The organism is Pseudomonas sp. LBUM1673 (genome assembly GCF_059695645.1).
In genome coordinates this window covers 3,935,454-3,950,572 of record NZ_CP166780.1, presented here as the reverse complement: position 1 = coordinate 3,950,572, position 15,119 = coordinate 3,935,454, and the positions used below count along the sequence as shown (strand labels likewise).

The 15,119-nt window shown below is 57.9% G+C and carries 20 protein-coding genes and 1 pseudogene; 16 read left to right on the top strand and 5 right to left on the bottom strand.

The features are described 5' to 3' along the window. Window positions 1-72 precede the first annotated feature (72 nt). The 9 genes and pseudogenes from ACA044_RS18170 to ACA044_RS18130 form a co-directional block, all read left to right on the top strand. Window positions 73-1,233: a muconate cycloisomerase family protein gene (locus tag ACA044_RS18170; RefSeq protein WP_497442637.1), complete on the top strand. Its 1,161-nt coding sequence runs from the start codon at window positions 73-75 to the stop codon at window positions 1,231-1,233. 10 nt (window positions 1,234-1,243) lie between these two features. After that, window positions 1,244-1,534 carry a muconolactone Delta-isomerase gene (gene catC, locus ACA044_RS18165; RefSeq protein WP_497442636.1) on the top strand — a complete coding sequence of 97 codons (291 nt, stop codon included), beginning with the start codon at window positions 1,244-1,246 and terminating at the stop codon, window positions 1,532-1,534. A 51-nt stretch (window positions 1,535-1,585) separates the two neighbouring features. Beyond that, window positions 1,586-2,515 (top strand): catechol 1,2-dioxygenase, encoded by a 930-nt coding sequence (catA, locus tag ACA044_RS18160; protein WP_497442635.1) that lies wholly within the window; start codon window positions 1,586-1,588, stop codon window positions 2,513-2,515. 192 nt (window positions 2,516-2,707) lie between these two features. Beyond that, complete coding sequence (locus tag ACA044_RS18155; protein WP_497442634.1) at window positions 2,708-3,667, top strand: AraC family transcriptional regulator; 960 nt, start codon at window positions 2,708-2,710, stop codon at window positions 3,665-3,667. Window positions 3,668-3,944: 277 nt separating this feature from the next. Continuing rightward, window positions 3,945-5,309 (top strand): benzoate 1,2-dioxygenase large subunit, encoded by a 1,365-nt coding sequence (benA, locus tag ACA044_RS18150; protein WP_497442633.1) that lies wholly within the window; start codon window positions 3,945-3,947, stop codon window positions 5,307-5,309. Further along, window positions 5,306-5,794 carry a benzoate 1,2-dioxygenase small subunit gene (benB, locus tag ACA044_RS18145; RefSeq protein ID WP_497442632.1) on the top strand — a complete coding sequence of 163 codons (489 nt, stop codon included), beginning with the start codon at window positions 5,306-5,308 and terminating at the stop codon, window positions 5,792-5,794. The genes benA and benB overlap by 4 nt, the downstream gene beginning before the upstream one ends. Before the next feature lie 10 nt (window positions 5,795-5,804). Continuing rightward, window positions 5,805-6,818 (top strand): benzoate 1,2-dioxygenase electron transfer component BenC, encoded by a 1,014-nt coding sequence (gene benC, locus ACA044_RS18140; protein WP_497442631.1) that lies wholly within the window; start codon window positions 5,805-5,807, stop codon window positions 6,816-6,818. An 85-nt stretch (window positions 6,819-6,903) separates the two neighbouring features. After that, window positions 6,904-7,677 (top strand): 1,6-dihydroxycyclohexa-2,4-diene-1-carboxylate dehydrogenase, encoded by a 774-nt coding sequence (locus ACA044_RS18135; protein WP_497442630.1) that lies wholly within the window; start codon window positions 6,904-6,906, stop codon window positions 7,675-7,677. 13 nt (window positions 7,678-7,690) lie between these two features. Beyond that, window positions 7,691-7,804: pseudogene (locus ACA044_RS18130) on the top strand (alpha/beta hydrolase); the annotation flags it as partial. A gap of 12 nt (window positions 7,805-7,816) precedes the next feature. Here the strand turns inward: ACA044_RS18130 and ACA044_RS18125 are convergent. After that, the gene (locus ACA044_RS18125) at window positions 7,817-8,179 is read right to left on the bottom strand and encodes an NUDIX hydrolase (RefSeq protein WP_497442629.1); all 363 of its coding nucleotides are present in this window, start codon (window positions 8,177-8,179) and stop codon (window positions 7,817-7,819) included. 221 nt (window positions 8,180-8,400) lie between these two features. Between ACA044_RS18125 and ACA044_RS18120 the strand changes: the two genes are divergently transcribed. Then, window positions 8,401-8,604: an SPOR domain-containing protein gene (locus ACA044_RS18120; protein ID WP_497442628.1), complete on the top strand. Its 204-nt coding sequence runs from the start codon at window positions 8,401-8,403 to the stop codon at window positions 8,602-8,604. Window positions 8,605-8,769: 165 nt separating this feature from the next. On the opposite strand, the gene osmE is transcribed toward ACA044_RS18120, so the two are convergent. Together osmE and ACA044_RS18110 are read right to left on the bottom strand one after the other, a co-directional pair. Then, window positions 8,770-9,132 carry an osmotically-inducible lipoprotein OsmE gene (gene osmE, locus ACA044_RS18115; protein ID WP_497442627.1) on the bottom strand — a complete coding sequence of 121 codons (363 nt, stop codon included), beginning with the start codon at window positions 9,130-9,132 and terminating at the stop codon, window positions 8,770-8,772. Window positions 9,133-9,143: 11 nt separating this feature from the next. Further along, complete coding sequence (locus tag ACA044_RS18110; RefSeq protein WP_497442626.1) at window positions 9,144-9,383, bottom strand: hypothetical protein; 240 nt, start codon at window positions 9,381-9,383, stop codon at window positions 9,144-9,146. Between the two features lie 91 nt (window positions 9,384-9,474). Here ACA044_RS18110 and ACA044_RS18105 point away from each other — a divergent pair, with 91 nt between their 5' ends. From ACA044_RS18105 to ACA044_RS18095, 3 genes are all read left to right on the top strand, one after another. Next, entirely contained in the window at window positions 9,475-10,701 is a 1,227-nt protein-coding gene (locus ACA044_RS18105; RefSeq protein WP_497442625.1) for an RtcB family protein, read from the top strand. A 100-nt stretch (window positions 10,702-10,801) separates the two neighbouring features. Beyond that, a complete protein-coding gene (locus ACA044_RS18100) occupies window positions 10,802-11,038 on the top strand; it encodes a hypothetical protein (RefSeq protein WP_497442624.1) in 237 nt (78 codons plus the stop codon). A gap of 92 nt (window positions 11,039-11,130) precedes the next feature. Further along, window positions 11,131-11,466 (top strand): hypothetical protein, encoded by a 336-nt coding sequence (locus tag ACA044_RS18095; RefSeq protein ID WP_497442623.1) that lies wholly within the window; start codon window positions 11,131-11,133, stop codon window positions 11,464-11,466. Between the two features lie 302 nt (window positions 11,467-11,768). Here the strand turns inward: ACA044_RS18095 and ACA044_RS18090 are convergent, their stop codons facing one another. Then, complete coding sequence (locus ACA044_RS18090) at window positions 11,769-11,963, bottom strand: hypothetical protein (protein ID WP_497442622.1); 195 nt, start codon at window positions 11,961-11,963, stop codon at window positions 11,769-11,771. Window positions 11,964-12,150: 187 nt separating this feature from the next. Between ACA044_RS18090 and ACA044_RS18085 the strand changes: the two genes are divergently transcribed. Both ACA044_RS18085 and ACA044_RS18080 read left to right on the top strand, forming a co-directional pair. Beyond that, window positions 12,151-12,345, top strand: coding sequence for a hypothetical protein (locus ACA044_RS18085; protein ID WP_030130625.1), 195 nt, complete (start codon window positions 12,151-12,153; stop codon window positions 12,343-12,345). Window positions 12,346-12,965: 620 nt separating this feature from the next. Then, entirely contained in the window at window positions 12,966-13,403 is a 438-nt protein-coding gene (locus tag ACA044_RS18080) for a hypothetical protein (protein ID WP_497442621.1), read from the top strand. A 210-nt stretch (window positions 13,404-13,613) separates the two neighbouring features. Here the strand turns inward: ACA044_RS18080 and ACA044_RS18075 are convergent, their stop codons facing one another. Then, window positions 13,614-14,027, bottom strand: coding sequence for a CBS domain-containing protein (locus ACA044_RS18075; RefSeq protein ID WP_497442620.1), 414 nt, complete (start codon window positions 14,025-14,027; stop codon window positions 13,614-13,616). A 160-nt stretch (window positions 14,028-14,187) separates the two neighbouring features. Between ACA044_RS18075 and ACA044_RS18070 the strand changes: the two genes are divergently transcribed. Beyond that, window positions 14,188-14,550: a hypothetical protein gene (locus ACA044_RS18070; RefSeq protein ID WP_497442619.1), complete on the top strand. Its 363-nt coding sequence runs from the start codon at window positions 14,188-14,190 to the stop codon at window positions 14,548-14,550. The last annotated feature ends 569 nt before the right edge of the window (window positions 14,551-15,119 follow it).

The window sequence follows — 15,119 nt, the reverse complement described above, 5'->3', positions numbered from 1 at the left end:
TCTATATTGGCCGCCCGGAAAAAGCCGTACGAGAATCCGTTCCAGAACTTTAAGAACCTGACGGGTATCGACATGCGTGCAACTGCCATTGAATCGATCGAGACGATCATCGTCGATCTGCCGACCATTCGCCCGCACAAGCTGGCAATGCACACCATGCAGAACCAGACACTGGTGATCATTCGGGTGCGCTGTGCCGATGGTATTGAAGGTGTCGGTGAATCCACCACCATTGGCGGTCTGGCCTATGGCAACGAAAGCCCGGACAGCATCAAGACCAATATCGACAAACACTTCACGCCACTGCTGCTTGGCCAGGACAGCGGCAATGTGAACGCCGCGATGTTGCGCCTGGAGCGCAGCATTCGGGGCAACACCTTCGCCAAGTCGGGTATCGAAAGCGCCTTGCTCGACGCCCAAGGCAAGCGCCTGGGCCTGCCGGTCAGTGAGCTGCTGGGCGGCCGCGTTCGCGATGCATTGCCGGTGGCCTGGACTCTGGCCAGCGGCGACACCGCCAAGGACATCGCCGAAGCGGAACAAATGCTCGACCTGCGCCGCCACCGGATCTTCAAACTGAAAATCGGCGCTGGCGAGGTCAACAGCGACCTGGCCCACGTCATTGCGATCAAAAAGGCGCTGGGCGATCGCGCCAGCGTGCGGGTCGATGTCAATCAGGCCTGGGACGAAGCGGTTGCCCTGCGGGCCTGCCGGATCCTCGGCACCAACGGCATCGATCTGATCGAACAACCGATCTCGCGCAATAACCGCGCGGGCATGGCGCGCCTGAATGCCATGAGCCCGGCGCCGATCATGGCCGATGAATCCATCGAGTGCGTAGAGGACGCCTTCAACCTGGCGCGGGAGGGCGCAGCTTCGGTGTTCGCTCTGAAAATCGCCAAGAACGGCGGCCCGCGCGCCGTACTGCGAACCGCCGCCATCGCCGAAGCGGCCGGTATCGGTCTGTACGGCGGCACCATGCTCGAAGGCGGTATCGGCACGCTGGCCTCGGCCCATGCCTTCGTCACGCTCAACGCACTGAGCTGGGATACCGAGCTGTTCGGCCCGCTGCTGCTCACCGAAGACATCCTCAGCGAGCCATTGGTTTACCGCGATTTCCAACTGCACGTCCCGCAAACACCGGGGCTGGGCCTTGCTCTGGATGAAGATCGCCTGGCGTTCTTCCGTCGGGACAAAATATCCAGCGCCACATCCACTGCCGTTTATCAAGCCTGAGGAAGACATCATGCTGTTTCACGTAAAAATGACCGTGAATTTACCGGTCGACATGAACCCGGAACGCGCCGCCAAGCTCAAGGCCGACGAAAAAGCCCTGGCCCAGCGCCTGCAAGAACAAGGCACGTGGCGTCATCTGTGGCGCATCGCCGGGCTCTATGCCAATTACAGCGTGTTCGATGTCGACAGCGTTCAGGAACTGCACGAGCTGCTGATGCAATTGCCGCTGTACCCGTACATGGCGATCGAAGTCACCGCGATGTGCCAGCATCCTTCTTCCATTCGCGAGGATGACCGCTGAACCCAGCCTGTTCAGTTCGCTACGCTAATAATTACAAGATGAGGAACCACCATGAACGTCAAGATTTCCCACACTGCCAGTGCCCAGAAGTTTCTCGAAGACGCCAGCGGCCTGCTCAACGACGCCGGCGATCCGCGGGTCAAAGCGCTGATTTATCGCATCCTGCGGGATTCGGTGAACATCATCGAAGACCTGTCTGTGACCCCGGAAGAGTTCTGGAAAGCCGTCAACTACCTCAACGTGCTGGGTGCGCGTCAGGAGGCCGGTCTGTTGGTGGCCGGGCTCGGTCTTGAGCATTACCTGGACCTGCTGATGGACGCCGAAGACGAGCAGGCCGGTAAATCCGGCGGCACCCCACGGACCATCGAAGGGCCGCTGTATGTGGCCGGTGCGCCGCTGTCGAACTTCGAAGCGCGGCTGGACGACGGCGTCGATCCGGGCGTGGTTTTGTTAATGCAAGGCCAAGTACGCAACACCGCCGGCGAACCGCTGGCCGGCGCGGTGGTGGATGTCTGGCACGCCAACACCGGTGGCACCTATTCGTACTTCGATACCACTCAGTCGGAATTTAACCTGCGTCGACGCATCGTCACCGATGCCGAGGGCCGTTACCGTTTTCGCAGCATCGTGCCGTCGGGCTACGGCTGCCCGCCGGACGGTCCGACCCAGCAATTGCTCGATCAACTGGGCCGTCATGGTCAGCGGCCGGCGCACATCCACTTCTTCATTTCGGCGCCGGATCATCGTCACCTGACCACCCAGATCAACCTCGACGGCGATCAGTACCTGCATGACGATTTCGCCTACGCCACCCGTGACGAACTGATCGCCAAAATCACTTTCAGCGACGATCCGCAGCGTGCGGCGGCCCATGGCGTCAGCGGTCGTTTTGCCGAAATCGATTTCGACTTCACGCTACAGTCGTCCGCCCAGCCTGAGGAGCAACAACGCCACGAACGGGTCCGCGCACTCGAGGACTGATACCCTCGACCCGCCGAACCTTTGTGGGAGCGAGCCTGCTCGCGAAAGCGGAGTGTCAGTCAACGTTGATGTTGAAGATGATGACCCTTTCGCGAGCAGGCTCGCTCCCACAGGTCGGTCAACTGACACATCGATGCGAGCACTGCTCTAGAATCGCCCGACGCACCCTATAACAACAATGAGAGCGAACCGATGATGCAAGCGCAATTGTTGAGTCATCGCAGCAGAGTCTTCGACCATGCCGACCCCTACGCGGTGTCGGGCTACGTCAATCAGCATGTCGGCAATCATTGCCTGCAGATGCCCAGGGCCGGCCGGCCGCTGGCCAGCCTCGATCATCGCAAGTTCGCCAGCCTCGACCTGTGCCGCATCAGTTACGGCGCCAGCGTGCGGGTTATTTCCCATGCGCTGGACAGCATCTATCACTTACAAGTGCTGCTGCGTGGCAACTGCCTGTGGCGTGGCCATGGTCAGGAACACTACTTCGCGCCCGGGGAGTTGTTGCTGATCAACCCCGACGATCCGGTGGATCTGACCTACTCCGACGACTGCGAAAAATTCATCCTGAAAGTTCCCACCCGACTGCTGGATTCGGTGTGTGAGGAGCAGCGCTGGCGGTATCCGGGGCAGGGCGTACGGTTTCTGGAGAACCGTTATCGGCTCAATGAACTGGAAGGTTTCGTCGGTCTGCTGGCGATGATTTGCCAGGAGGCGGAAGCCACCGAGCAGATTCCCCGGGTGCAGGAGCACTATGCGCAAATCGTGGTCAGCAAGATGCTCGGCCTGATGAAGACCAACGTCATCCGCACCGATCCCGGCTCACCCTCGGCCACGTTCGAGGCGCTGGTCGATTACATCGCGTGCAACCTCAAGCAGGACATCGACGGCGAAGAACTGGCGCGCCAGGCGCGGATGAGCCTGCGTTCGCTGTATGGGTTGTTCGAACGCAACGCGGGGGACACGCCGAAAAACTACATCCGGAAGAAAAAGCTCGAACGCATCCACGCCAATCTGAGCGACCCGACCTGCAACGTGCGCAACGTCACGGAAGTGGCCATGGATTACGGTTTTCTGCACCTGGGCCGGTTCTCCGACAGCTACCGCAAACAGTTCGGCGAGTTGCCTTCGGACACCCTCAAACGCCGCCACTGAGATCAATGAGTAACCTGTGGCGAGGGAGCTTGCTTGTGGCGAGGGGGCTTGCCCCCGTTCGGCTGCGCAGCAGTCGTAAATCCTGCCGATGCGGTGTGCCTGACAGAATGCCGGGGGCCGCTTCGCGACCCGACGGGGGCAAGCCCCCTCGCCACGGGTACGCCGTCGCATCACCTACTGCACAAAACGGATACAGGTCTGCACCCGGCGGATAGTCCGCCCCATCTCCTCGTCCTAGCATGGCCCTGCCTGAATAAAAACAATGGAGGCGGCGGCCATGTCCCTGCGACCCGAATACCTTCACTCCCTGCTTGAAGAAAACCCTGAACAGGGCATCTATCGCTGCAAACGCGAGATGTTCACCGACCCGCGACTGTTCGATCTCGAGATGCAACACATCTTCGAGGGCAACTGGCTGTACCTGGCCCACGAAAGCCAGATCCCCAACAACAACGATTTCTACACCACTACCATGGGGCGTCAGTCGATCTTCATCGCGCGCAACAAGGAGGGTGAGTTGAACGCCTTTATCAATGCGTGCAGTCACCGTGGGGCGATGCTCTGCCGGCACAAGACCGGCAACAAGAGTTCGTACACCTGCCCCTTCCACGGCTGGACCTTCAACAACTCCGGCAAGCTGCTCAAGGTCAAGGACCCGGCGGCGGCCGGCTACCCGGCGAGCTTCAATTGCGAAGGCTCCCACGACCTGACCAAAGTCGCGCGTTTCGAATCCTATCGCGGCTTCCTGTTCGGCAGCCTCAAGATTGATGTGGTGCCGTTGGTGGAGCACCTGGGCGAGTCGGCGAAGATCATCGACATGATCGTCGACCAGTCCGCCGATGGCCTGGAGGTGCTGCGCGGCTCCTCCAGTTACATCTACGAAGGCAACTGGAAACTCACCGCCGAAAACGGTGCCGACGGTTATCACGTCAGCTCCGTGCACTGGAACTACGCGGCGACCCAGAACCAGCGCAAGCAGCGCGAAGCCGGCGAAGACATCCGCACCATGAGCGCTGGCAGTTGGGCCAAGCAGGGCGGTGGTTTCTATTCCTTCGACAAGGGCCATATGTTGCTCTGGACCCGTTGGGCCAACCCTGAGGATCGTCCGCTGTATGAGCGTCGCGACGAGTTGGCCCGGGACTTCGGCCAGGCTCGCGCCGACTGGATGATCGAGAACTCGCGCAACCTGTGCCTGTACCCGAACGTGTACCTGATGGACCAGTTCAGCTCGCAGATTCGCATCGCCCGGCCGATTTCGGTCAACCGCACCGAAATCACCATTTACTGCATCGCCCCCAAAGGCGAAAGCGATAGCGCCCGGTCGAGCCGCATTCGTCAGTACGAGGATTTTTTCAACGTCAGCGGCATGGCCACCCCGGACGATCTGGAAGAGTTTCGCTCCTGCCAGACGGGTTATCAGGGCAGCGTCACCGCCTGGAACGACATGTCCCGTGGCGCTGAACATTGGGTGGAAGGCGCCGATGACGCGGCCAAGGAAATCGACCTGCATCCGCTGCTCAGCGGCGTGCGCACCGAGGACGAAGGCCTATTCGTGCTGCAACACAAGTATTGGCAGCAAACCATGCTCAAGGCATTGGCCACTGAACAGTCCGAACTGATTGCAGTGGAGGCCGTGCAATGACCATTACCTATGACACCGTGCGCGACTTTCTCTACCGCGAAGCACGTTACCTCGACGACAAACAATGGGATGACTGGCTGGAGTTGTACGCGCCGGACGCGACATTCTGGATGCCGTCCTGGGACGACAACGACGAGCTGACTGAAGACCCACAGCGGGAAATTTCGCTGATCTGGTACGGCAACCGCACGGGCCTGGAAGACCGCATTTTCCGCATCAAGACCGAGCGCTCCAGTGCCAGCGTGCCGGACACCCGCACCTCGCACAACCTCAGCAACATCGAGCTGATCGAACAGGCCGACGGGCTGTGCAAGGTGCGCTTCAACTGGCACACCCTGAGCTTTCGCTACAAGACCGTCGACAGCTATTTCGGCAGCAGTTTCTACACCTTGGACGTGCGCGGTGAGAACACGCAGATCTTGGCCAAGAAAGTGATCCTGAAGAACGACTACGTTCGCCAGGTCATTGATGTTTACCACCTCTGAGGCGGCCGTCATGACTCATTCCATTGCGTTCAATTTCGAAGACGGCGTCACCCGATTCATCGACGCCAACGCTGGCGAAACCGTGGCCGATGCCGCCTATCGTCAAGGCATCAATATTCCGCTGGACTGCCGTGATGGCGCCTGCGGCACCTGCAAGTGTTTCGCCGAGGCCGGCCGCTACGATTTGGGCGAGGACTACATCGAAGACGCCCTCAGCGCCGATGAAGCTGAGCGAGGTTTTGTCTTGACCTGCCAGATGCGTGCGCAGAGCGATTGTGTGGTTCGGGTGCCGGTTTCATCGGATGTCTGTCGCACCCGTCAGGCCAGTTATGACGCAACCATCAGCGCCGTGCGTCAGTTGTCCGACAGCACCATCGGGCTGTCGATCAAGGGCGAGGCCCTGAGCAAACTGGCGTTTCTGCCGGGGCAGTATGTGAACCTCGGTGTGCCCGGCAGCGAGCAGACCCGCGCCTATTCGTTCAGCTCATTGCAACGTGACGGCGAGGTCAGTTTTCTGATTCGCAACGTACCTGGCGGCTTGATGAGCAGCTTCCTGACCGGCATGGCCAAGGCCGGCGACAGCATGAGCCTGGCCGGGCCGTTGGGCAGCTTCTATCTGCGCGATATCCGCCGTCCGTTGTTGCTATTGGCCGGTGGTACCGGTCTGGCGCCGTTTACGGCGATGCTGGAAAAAATCGCCGAGCAGGGCAGCGAGCATCCGCTGCATTTGATCTACGGCGTGACCAACGATTTCGACCTGGTGGAACTCGATCGACTGGAAGCCTTCGCCGCGCGAATTGCGAACTTCAGCTTCAGCGCCTGCGTGGCCAACCCTGACAGCCGGCACCCGCTCAAGGGCTACGTGACCCAGCACATTGAACCTCGGCATTTGAACGATGGCGACGTCGACGTCTACCTGTGCGGCCCGCCGCCGATGGTCGAAGCGGTCAGCCAGTTCATCCGCGAACAAGGCATTGCGCCTGCGAACTTCTACTACGAAAAATTTGCCGCCAGCGCGGCTTGAGCGCGACGCACTTTTGTAGCAGCAGGCTTCGCCAGCTGCTACAGATCGTGTTTGCCGAGAAAGCGATCTTCGACACGAGGTTTGTATGAACAGATTTCACGAAAAAGTCGCGCTGATTACCGGTGCCGCCCAAGGCATCGGCCGGCGCGTGGCGGAACGCATGGCCGCCGAAGGTGCGCGGTTGATTCTGGTCGACCGCTCCGATCTGGTGTTCGAGCTCCAGAAGCAATTGGGGCAGAGCAGCCAGGTACTCGCGCTGACCGCCGACCTTGAGCAATACAGCGAATGCAGCCGCGTGATGCATACCGCTGTCGAGCGCTTTGATCGCCTTGATGTGCTGGTCAACAACGTCGGCGGCACGATCTGGACCAAGCCTTTCGAACATTATGAAGAGCAGCAGATCGAGGCCGAAGTCCGCCGTTCGTTGTTCCCTACACTGTGGTGTTGCCATGCTGCGCTGCCGTTCATGCTCGAACAAGGCAGCGGCGCCATCGTCAACGTTTCGTCCATCGCCACCCGTAGCGTCAATCGCGTGCCCTATGGTGCGGCGAAGGGCGGGGTCAATGCGCTGACCGCTTGCCTGGCGTTCGAAACGGCCGGTCGTGGCGTGCGGGTCAATGCGACCGCTCCCGGTGGCACCGAAGCACCGCCGCGGCTGATCCCGCGCAACACCGCGGAACAAAGCGCTCAGGAAAAGCTGTGGTACCAGCAGATTGTCGATCAGACCCTCGACAGCAGTTTGATGAAGCGTTACGGCACGCTGGATGAGCAGGCAAGCGCTATTCTGTTTCTGGCCAGCGACGAAGCCTCCTACATCACTGGCATGGTCATGCCGGTCGGTGGCGGCGATCTGGGCTGACGCCAATACCACCGTTGGAGCCAGGGATATTTTGACCCTGAACGCCAGCCATGCGTGGCTGGCCTCGATGCCGGCCGAGATTGCCGGGTTCATCGACAAGGCTGCGACGGCACTGGCCAACGCCTAGAGAGGCTGCGACCTACAAGCGACGCTGAAACGCTTTGACGATTCTGAGCGTGGCGTCGCTTGTGTTCAGGTTCTGTACTGCGTCCAGCGGATACCAAATGCAGTCGAAGATTTCATTCTGTGGCCGAGCCTCTGCCAGGTTTACGACCGACACCTCGTAGACATGGTGCCGGGTGCTGGCCGTTTCCAACTCCATCAGGTACAGCAGGCTGTCGACCCCAAGCCCGGTTTCTTCGTAAAGCTCTCGTATCGCCGCGCCCGCAGTGGTTTCGCCTGGCTCGACTTTTCCGCCGGGCAGGGTCCAGAGAGACCTGGCTTTGCGCACCAGGAGGATATGCCGATCCTGCTCGCAAATGACGGTTGCGCGTATTTTCATGTGTTATCCGACTGCCGCTTGCCATAAAACAGTCATAAAAATGCAATATTCAGACCGGGTTCCGCTGAAGTGTCTGTTTCAAGGGTTGGAGTCGACAGGGGGGCTGAAAGTGCAGTGGGATGCCGGAATCCTGACGCGACGTCTGGTTGGCACTTCAGCGAAGGTCGGGTGTAAGGTAATCGGGTCGATCCTGGACTATCACTGCCGAAATGGAGGTGACTATGAGCGTTCCGATGCTGACCAAAATGCACATGAACGGCTATGACGTACTCAGCGTGAACAACGGCCCCTGGCGGGTGTGCACCAAATGTGACCGGCTTGGAGCCTTTGGCAGCAGAGAGGAAGCACTGGCCTACGCGGCTTCGCTTCCCGCCTACAGAGCCCGGTCGGGTAAATCGTCGCGCAGCCACAAATCAGAAAAATAAGTGCGCTGTAGCAGCTGCCGAGCCTGCGAGGCTGCGAGGCTGCGTTCGGCCGCGAAGCGGTCGTAAACCTGCATACAAGGTCTGGCTGAAACACTGCGCCGCCTGAACTCACGACCGCTTCGCGGCCGAACGCAGCCTCGCAGGCTCGGCAGCTGCTACAGGGGGTCAATACCCGCTGCCGCCCATCCCGCCCGTGGAGGGGGAATACTCTCTGGCTTTTTGTTGGGCATGACTCCATTGCGCGCAGGTCATGAAGCTTTTGTGGTCGACCTTGCCCCTGCCATCGAAGCTGACGTTGTATGGCTGCTGATGGCCGGCTTGAGTCAGCTTGTAGTCAAAGCAGGTGCCAGGCTCCACCGTGCGTTCCGTTATCGATAAAGGCTGGCCGCCAATCTGCCGGACTTGATCCTTGCTCATGCCGGTCTCGACCCTGGCGACCAGCGGTTGGTCTCGATAAACGTGTGAATCCGTGTTGCAGCCACCTGACGCCGCCAGCACAGCAATCAGCGCGCATAGAGGCTTGTTCATGACAGCGCTCTCTAGTGAACTTTCGTTCGAGTGATGGTTTTTGCTTTTACTTCTTCAGCATAGCCCGCCAGTCGCTCTTCATCGCCCTGGAACAACGCACACAGCCTTAGCGTTGCCTCTGCGTCCACATCATTGCCGGCCTGGCGCAACTGTTCTGCGATGCGCAAAAGCTCTACCGCCGACCACCTCAGATCCGACGCCACGCCTTGCAGGTCGCGCCGAAGTTGCTGTTCATATTCGTTGAGCCACATGATGACCTCCTGCAATTCCCCGCTACGAAATAGTAATCCCATTTACCTCAATGGAGCGTTATGTTCGTCTGATCCGAAGAGAGTCGAAATCATGCAACAACCTGCCTACCAACTGCTGGAAGTCGCCAACGGCAAGCCGATTAAACTCTGGACCGAGGGAGTGCCGGTTGAAAGCGAAGCCCGGCAGCAATTGATCAATACCGCGAAGATGCCGTTCATCTTCAAACACCTGGCGGTGATGCCGGATGTGCACCTGGGCAAAGGGTCCACCATCGGCAGCGTGATCCCAACCGTAGGTGCGATCATTCCGGCGGCTGTGGGGGTGGATATCGGCTGCGGCATGATCGCCGCGCGCACCTCCCTTACCGCCGCCGACTTGCCGGACAACCTGCACGGTCTGCGCAGCGCCATTGAGAAGGCCGTGCCCCATGGCCGCATGTTGAGTCGTGGCCGGCGCGACGAAGGCGCCTGGGAGCGCGTACCACAGCAGGCCGATCAGGCTTGGGCAGCGCTGAACCCACGGTTCAAGGCGATCACCGACAAGTACCCGAAACTGGCCAGCACCAACAACCGTCAGCACCTGGGCACCCTCGGTACCGGTAATCATTTCATCGAGGTTTGCCTGGACGAGGCCAATCGCGTCTGGTTCATGCTGCACAGCGGTTCTCGCGGCGTTGGCAACGCCATCGGGACCTTGTTCATTCAATTAGCCCAGGCCGACATGCGCCAGCACATCGCCAATCTGCCGGACCGCGATCTGGCCTACTTCGAAGAAGGCAGCCGGCACTTCGATGACTACGTCGAAGCGGTAGGCTGGGCTCAGGACTTCGCCCGGCAAAACCGTGCCTTGATGATGCAAGCGGTCATCCAGGCGACGCGACACGTGATCCGCAAACCCTTCGAGGTCGCGCTGGAGGCTGTGAACTGCCACCACAATTACGTGCAGAAAGAGCGGCACTTCGGTGAAGACGTCCTGATCACCCGCAAGGGCGCGGTGTCGGCGAAGAAGGGCGAGTTGGGGATCATCCCCGGCTCCATGGGGGCCAAAAGCTTCATCGTACGAGGCCTGGGCAACGAACAATCGTTCTGTTCCTGCAGCCATGGCGCCGGTCGCACCATGAGCCGCACCAAAGCCAAAAACACCTTCACTGTCGCAGACCAGATCCGCGCGACCGCTCATGTGGAGTGCCGCAAGGACGCGGCGGTCATCGATGAGATTCCGATGGCCTACAAGGACATCGACAAAGTTATGTACGCCCAGCGTGATCTGGTGGAAGTGCTGCACACCTTGCGACAGGTGGTGTGCGTGAAGGGGTAGGGATGGAAGGTGGTTCCACTGGTCGGGAAAATTAACGGAGTGAACAGCTCTGCTGTCGTATTGAGGTAGTGATTTATTCGCCAGGGCGAGGCCATCTCAAATGACGACTACCGATGATTTCAGACACCATGCACATGAGCTGATTGTTGACTTGGATGCAGCAACCACGGAAATGATGAAACTGATCTCGGCCCATCAGCTGAGCGGCGCGGAATGGGAGCGCGTCACGAAATGGCAGCATGAAGCGTATGAGCGATGGATGACGTACCTGAATGCGAGGTCATACCCCGATTCCGGTTCGGGGGGCGAGCCGGGGCAGGGCGAAGCGCCTTTATAGAAAGCCCCCCTTTATAGAGACATCGCCGCTTGTCCGCTGGATGTCTGCGCAAGTACACGCTACATTTCCCGTTTTTCAGGGTAGGAAGCGTTATGCGCATGTTGATAGCGGGAATAGCGGTGGCTGTGTTGGCGGGCTGTTCATTACCCGCATCCGTGGTGCCCGGCGAGCCCAATGTCAGCAAATACAGCGATAAGGCGCCCAAGGAATATGCCGCGTGTGTATTGCCGTTGTGGCGTCAGGACATTCCGGGATCGACGCAATCGGCGATTTCCAATGGCTACCGGATCACCGCACCGAGCGTGATTACGGCTGACGAAATTCTGGATATCGTGAAATCGAAGGATGGCAGCAGGGTATCGCTTTATCAGGGACCGCCATGGGCCAAGTCAGGGGCATTGCGCAAGGCTGTCCGGGACTGTTTGTAGAGGTCCCTTCGTTCGCGAGTCGGGGCGAACGTAGTAGAGGGCCTAAATATAGTGTGGTTATTTAATGAGTTAGATAACTTAGTAACCGGATAGTGATTCAAATATCTTGTTACAAATCACGGGATTAGGTAATATCGCCCCGCGTTCACCACCACGGTTTATGCATTTTTAAAGCCCAGGCGTCCATCAGCTGCCTGGGCTTTTTTTTACCTGGAATTTGGTGTTTATGAACACGCTGCCGGCAGAGCACCAGCAGCGTGGGTGTTGAACGTGGGTGTACGACAGCTGTTGATGCCGGGTGGTTACTCGGCCGGTTCAGCCTTGCGCCGATCACTGCCGGAAGGGTTTCCGGTGTTTAGAAGCCTCCTCTCTACCAGGACGTTTTGCAGGGCCTGGCGTTCCGAAGGGGCTAACTGATGCTCTCTTTCCTTGAGTTCAAGCAGGATGGGGCTGGACCAACCACGATAGGTTTGCTCGGAAATACGAGTAGATGTCATCTATCTCTCCTTTGTTGAGTCGCCACAACACAGTGGGCGAAGTCCTGTACGTTAAAAATCCTAGTCGAGGAAATGACTTGTCGCCAACCATTGGCATGATAATGAGGTGCCGATTATCCTCAGCGACGCGGGGTGTTCGCGATTCGGGCGTAAACTAGCGGTGCTACCTCATCTAAAGGAGCCGCATATGATCGCCGACCAAATGAACAGACAGGAGTCGGAGCAAAGCGCTGTTTGGGATCAATACTTCTGTGCTGCGCTGATTGCGGAAAGCAATCTGACGGCACCGGTGGTAGGAGAAGCCACCCACGAAGACAGGCAGAACCTGCTGATCCAAAGGGCTAAAGCGCTCGCCGACAAGATGCTGGAAAACAGAAGATAACCAGAGCCCAGCCATTGCGCTGGGCTCTTCATTTTTCGACGTGCTTACCTGGACAAGCGGCTATGGCTGGCGGCGCGACGGGATGGTCGGATTTTCTGCTGGAGTGGACGGTTCCTCGGTCGCGGATCGACTACAGTTGGTAATTCATGGATAGGGAGATCGAACATGAAGTGCTTAATCTGTCACGCTGCCTCTAACACTGTTCACGCGGCTGGAGACTGGTCAGAAGTTAAATGTTCGGCCGGATGTGGACGCTTCAGGGTCTCGGCGAACCTTGTTGCGAAAATGAAGTTCAAGAACGAATTCTTTGACATCGAACGCACAAGACAATGGCTTAAGATGTCCCGCAACGATGAGCCGATACCGCTGATATCTACCTATGATTACAACGTTTCCTTATTGCATCGTGACACCGAGGAGAGGTCGGTCATCCCGCCGAGTCGCTCCAGGCAGCCGCTGACTTTGGATTAGATTCCACCCGGCTGTAACACCGTCCCTCTGCAGGAGCTGCCGAAAGGCTGCGATCTTTTGCGGCTCCTGAAAGAGATCGCAGCCTTCGGTGACTCCTACAGAGATTCAGCGAGGCACAGTGTATTGCCCGGCCCGTCGACGAGAGGTCGATGAGCAGCAAAAATTTCATGAGCGCAGCCGGCCTTGGTTGGCGAATGCGAGTAAAAAATAAGCAACCTCCCCGCATAACCCCTGTCGATATCAACATGCCCCCGCCATTCATTACCACGCCGACTCAGGTTGTCAGAGTCTATGGCGGGCTAAAGCGGTTGTGGCTGAATAATCAGGAGGTGGCTATGAGCTGTCCACTGTGTGGAAATATCAATGCACGGGAAGATCTTTCGTTCGGGGGCGGGTTGCGCATTTATTGCGAACCGTGTGGTGGCTTTTATCGGATTTCATCAACCCTGGGTACCTTGGCTGAAGGAAAGACCTACGACACCGAGCGCGCGCGAGCCCGGCTGAAAAATAAACGTGAAACTGACAGATTAGAGGATCAAGAACCGGCGCTAGGCCCGGATGACAAAGACCTGCTCATCGACGCCTGATGGTGTCGCGCAATGCGCCTGCGATCAGCGAACGAGCGCTGGGTAGGGGAAAGGGGGTATCTCGGGGAGCCGGTTGACAGCGGATGTTTACAGAAGGACTCGCCTGATCCTGAAGCCGAGTTTCGAATGGGACTCCAGGCCAGGCGAGCGTGCCAGATCCATCCGAGCTTTAATCCTGATGATCGTTTGAACCGCCCCTTATCCAACCGGTTAATGAGCCTGTGCCACGCCGCACAAAACAGTCGCCGCGGCGGATTGAGAGCGCGTGCTGGCAATGTTTCCCAGCGAGACAACGCCAACCAGACGCTTGTCTCGATTGAGCACGGGCAGGCGACGGAGTTGAACGTCTGCCATGTTTTTAGCCACCTGCTCTATGTCTTCATCCTCAAAGCAATAACGGATGCCGCCACTCATTATTTTACTGATAGGGGTTTTTCCTGCGAGCCCTTCGGCTACGGCTCTGATGGCTATATCCCGGTCCGTGATCATGCCAATCAAACGCTCTTGCTCTTCAACCATGATGGCGCCGCTATCGATCCTGGCCATCATGCTTGCGGCCTCCTGGATCGTCTGGCTTGGCTTGGCTGTTAGAACATCTTTCGTCATAACTTCCGAAATCTTCATGAAAAGGACTCCTTTTAAAGTGATGCCTCAGTGATTAATGGCTACCAATTTTTTCGACTTGGGGAGGGGAGCACAGGTTCAGATTGTTTCCTCTCCACTCGTCCCATGGCAGCAGACCGATAGAGTGGGAGACGACCGCGGGCCAGTGAGGCGTAATGGCATGCCCGACTGGGCGATCGAAGAATTCATCAATACTGTCGAAGCGCACGGGCGTGGTGCCAGGGTGGCCGGCCTGGAGGGTTTCGGTTATAGCCGTTCCAGCCTGGGGCTGATGGACCACTTTTTTCTCATCACTCAATTGTTGAGCAACCATATCGACGGCCGGACCTGGATCAGGGCTCATCCGCAGGCGGTTGAACAACTCATCGAAACCGCTTTTGAGCTGCTCTCATCACTGCACGCCAAGAACGTTGTGCATATGGACCTTGTGGGCCGCAAATATTATGTTGCCCCAGGATGGCCGGGAGGCAGCGCTGGCGGTCGATCTGGAGAACAGTTTTTCGACCCCCACAGCCTTTTTTAGCGAAACCCTGGGCTTCCAGATGGGCCTCTTCTATTTTCATGAGGTTTATCGGTACATCACTGAAGCAAACTACGACGCACTGGTCGAACGGGCACAGGGGGACTACCCGCAAGTCAATCGAGAACTTTTTTCACAAGATCTACCAGATCAGCAAACACCACAGCATCGGTCGCCTGGAACGCCGAAAAATTTTCCTTAAGGGGTATTTGGACAGCTGGCGGTAGTTGATTGATGAGCATGACTGGGCTTCAACACCTTCGGATTTGAGTTACCCGGGATCGTGTAGAGGTCCGGGAGGGCTTCAGCTCATCCGTATGGGGAGCTGAAGCGCTTTAGAGTCTCAATCAGTGATCTGGAAGGATATTCTTCGCCAAGGCTTCCATCGATAACGATTGGCGGACAGTCTGAAAATAATCAATCGCAGCCTGCCGATGCATAATTGATAAGTTGAGGCCCCTTTTTTAAGACACATAAAATTTTTCACAGTCGAAATTTCCCTTTTGACTTGATCTATGTTGTGCAGCGAATCCGTGCTTTTTTATACGAGACGACTGACCAGAGAGACTCTC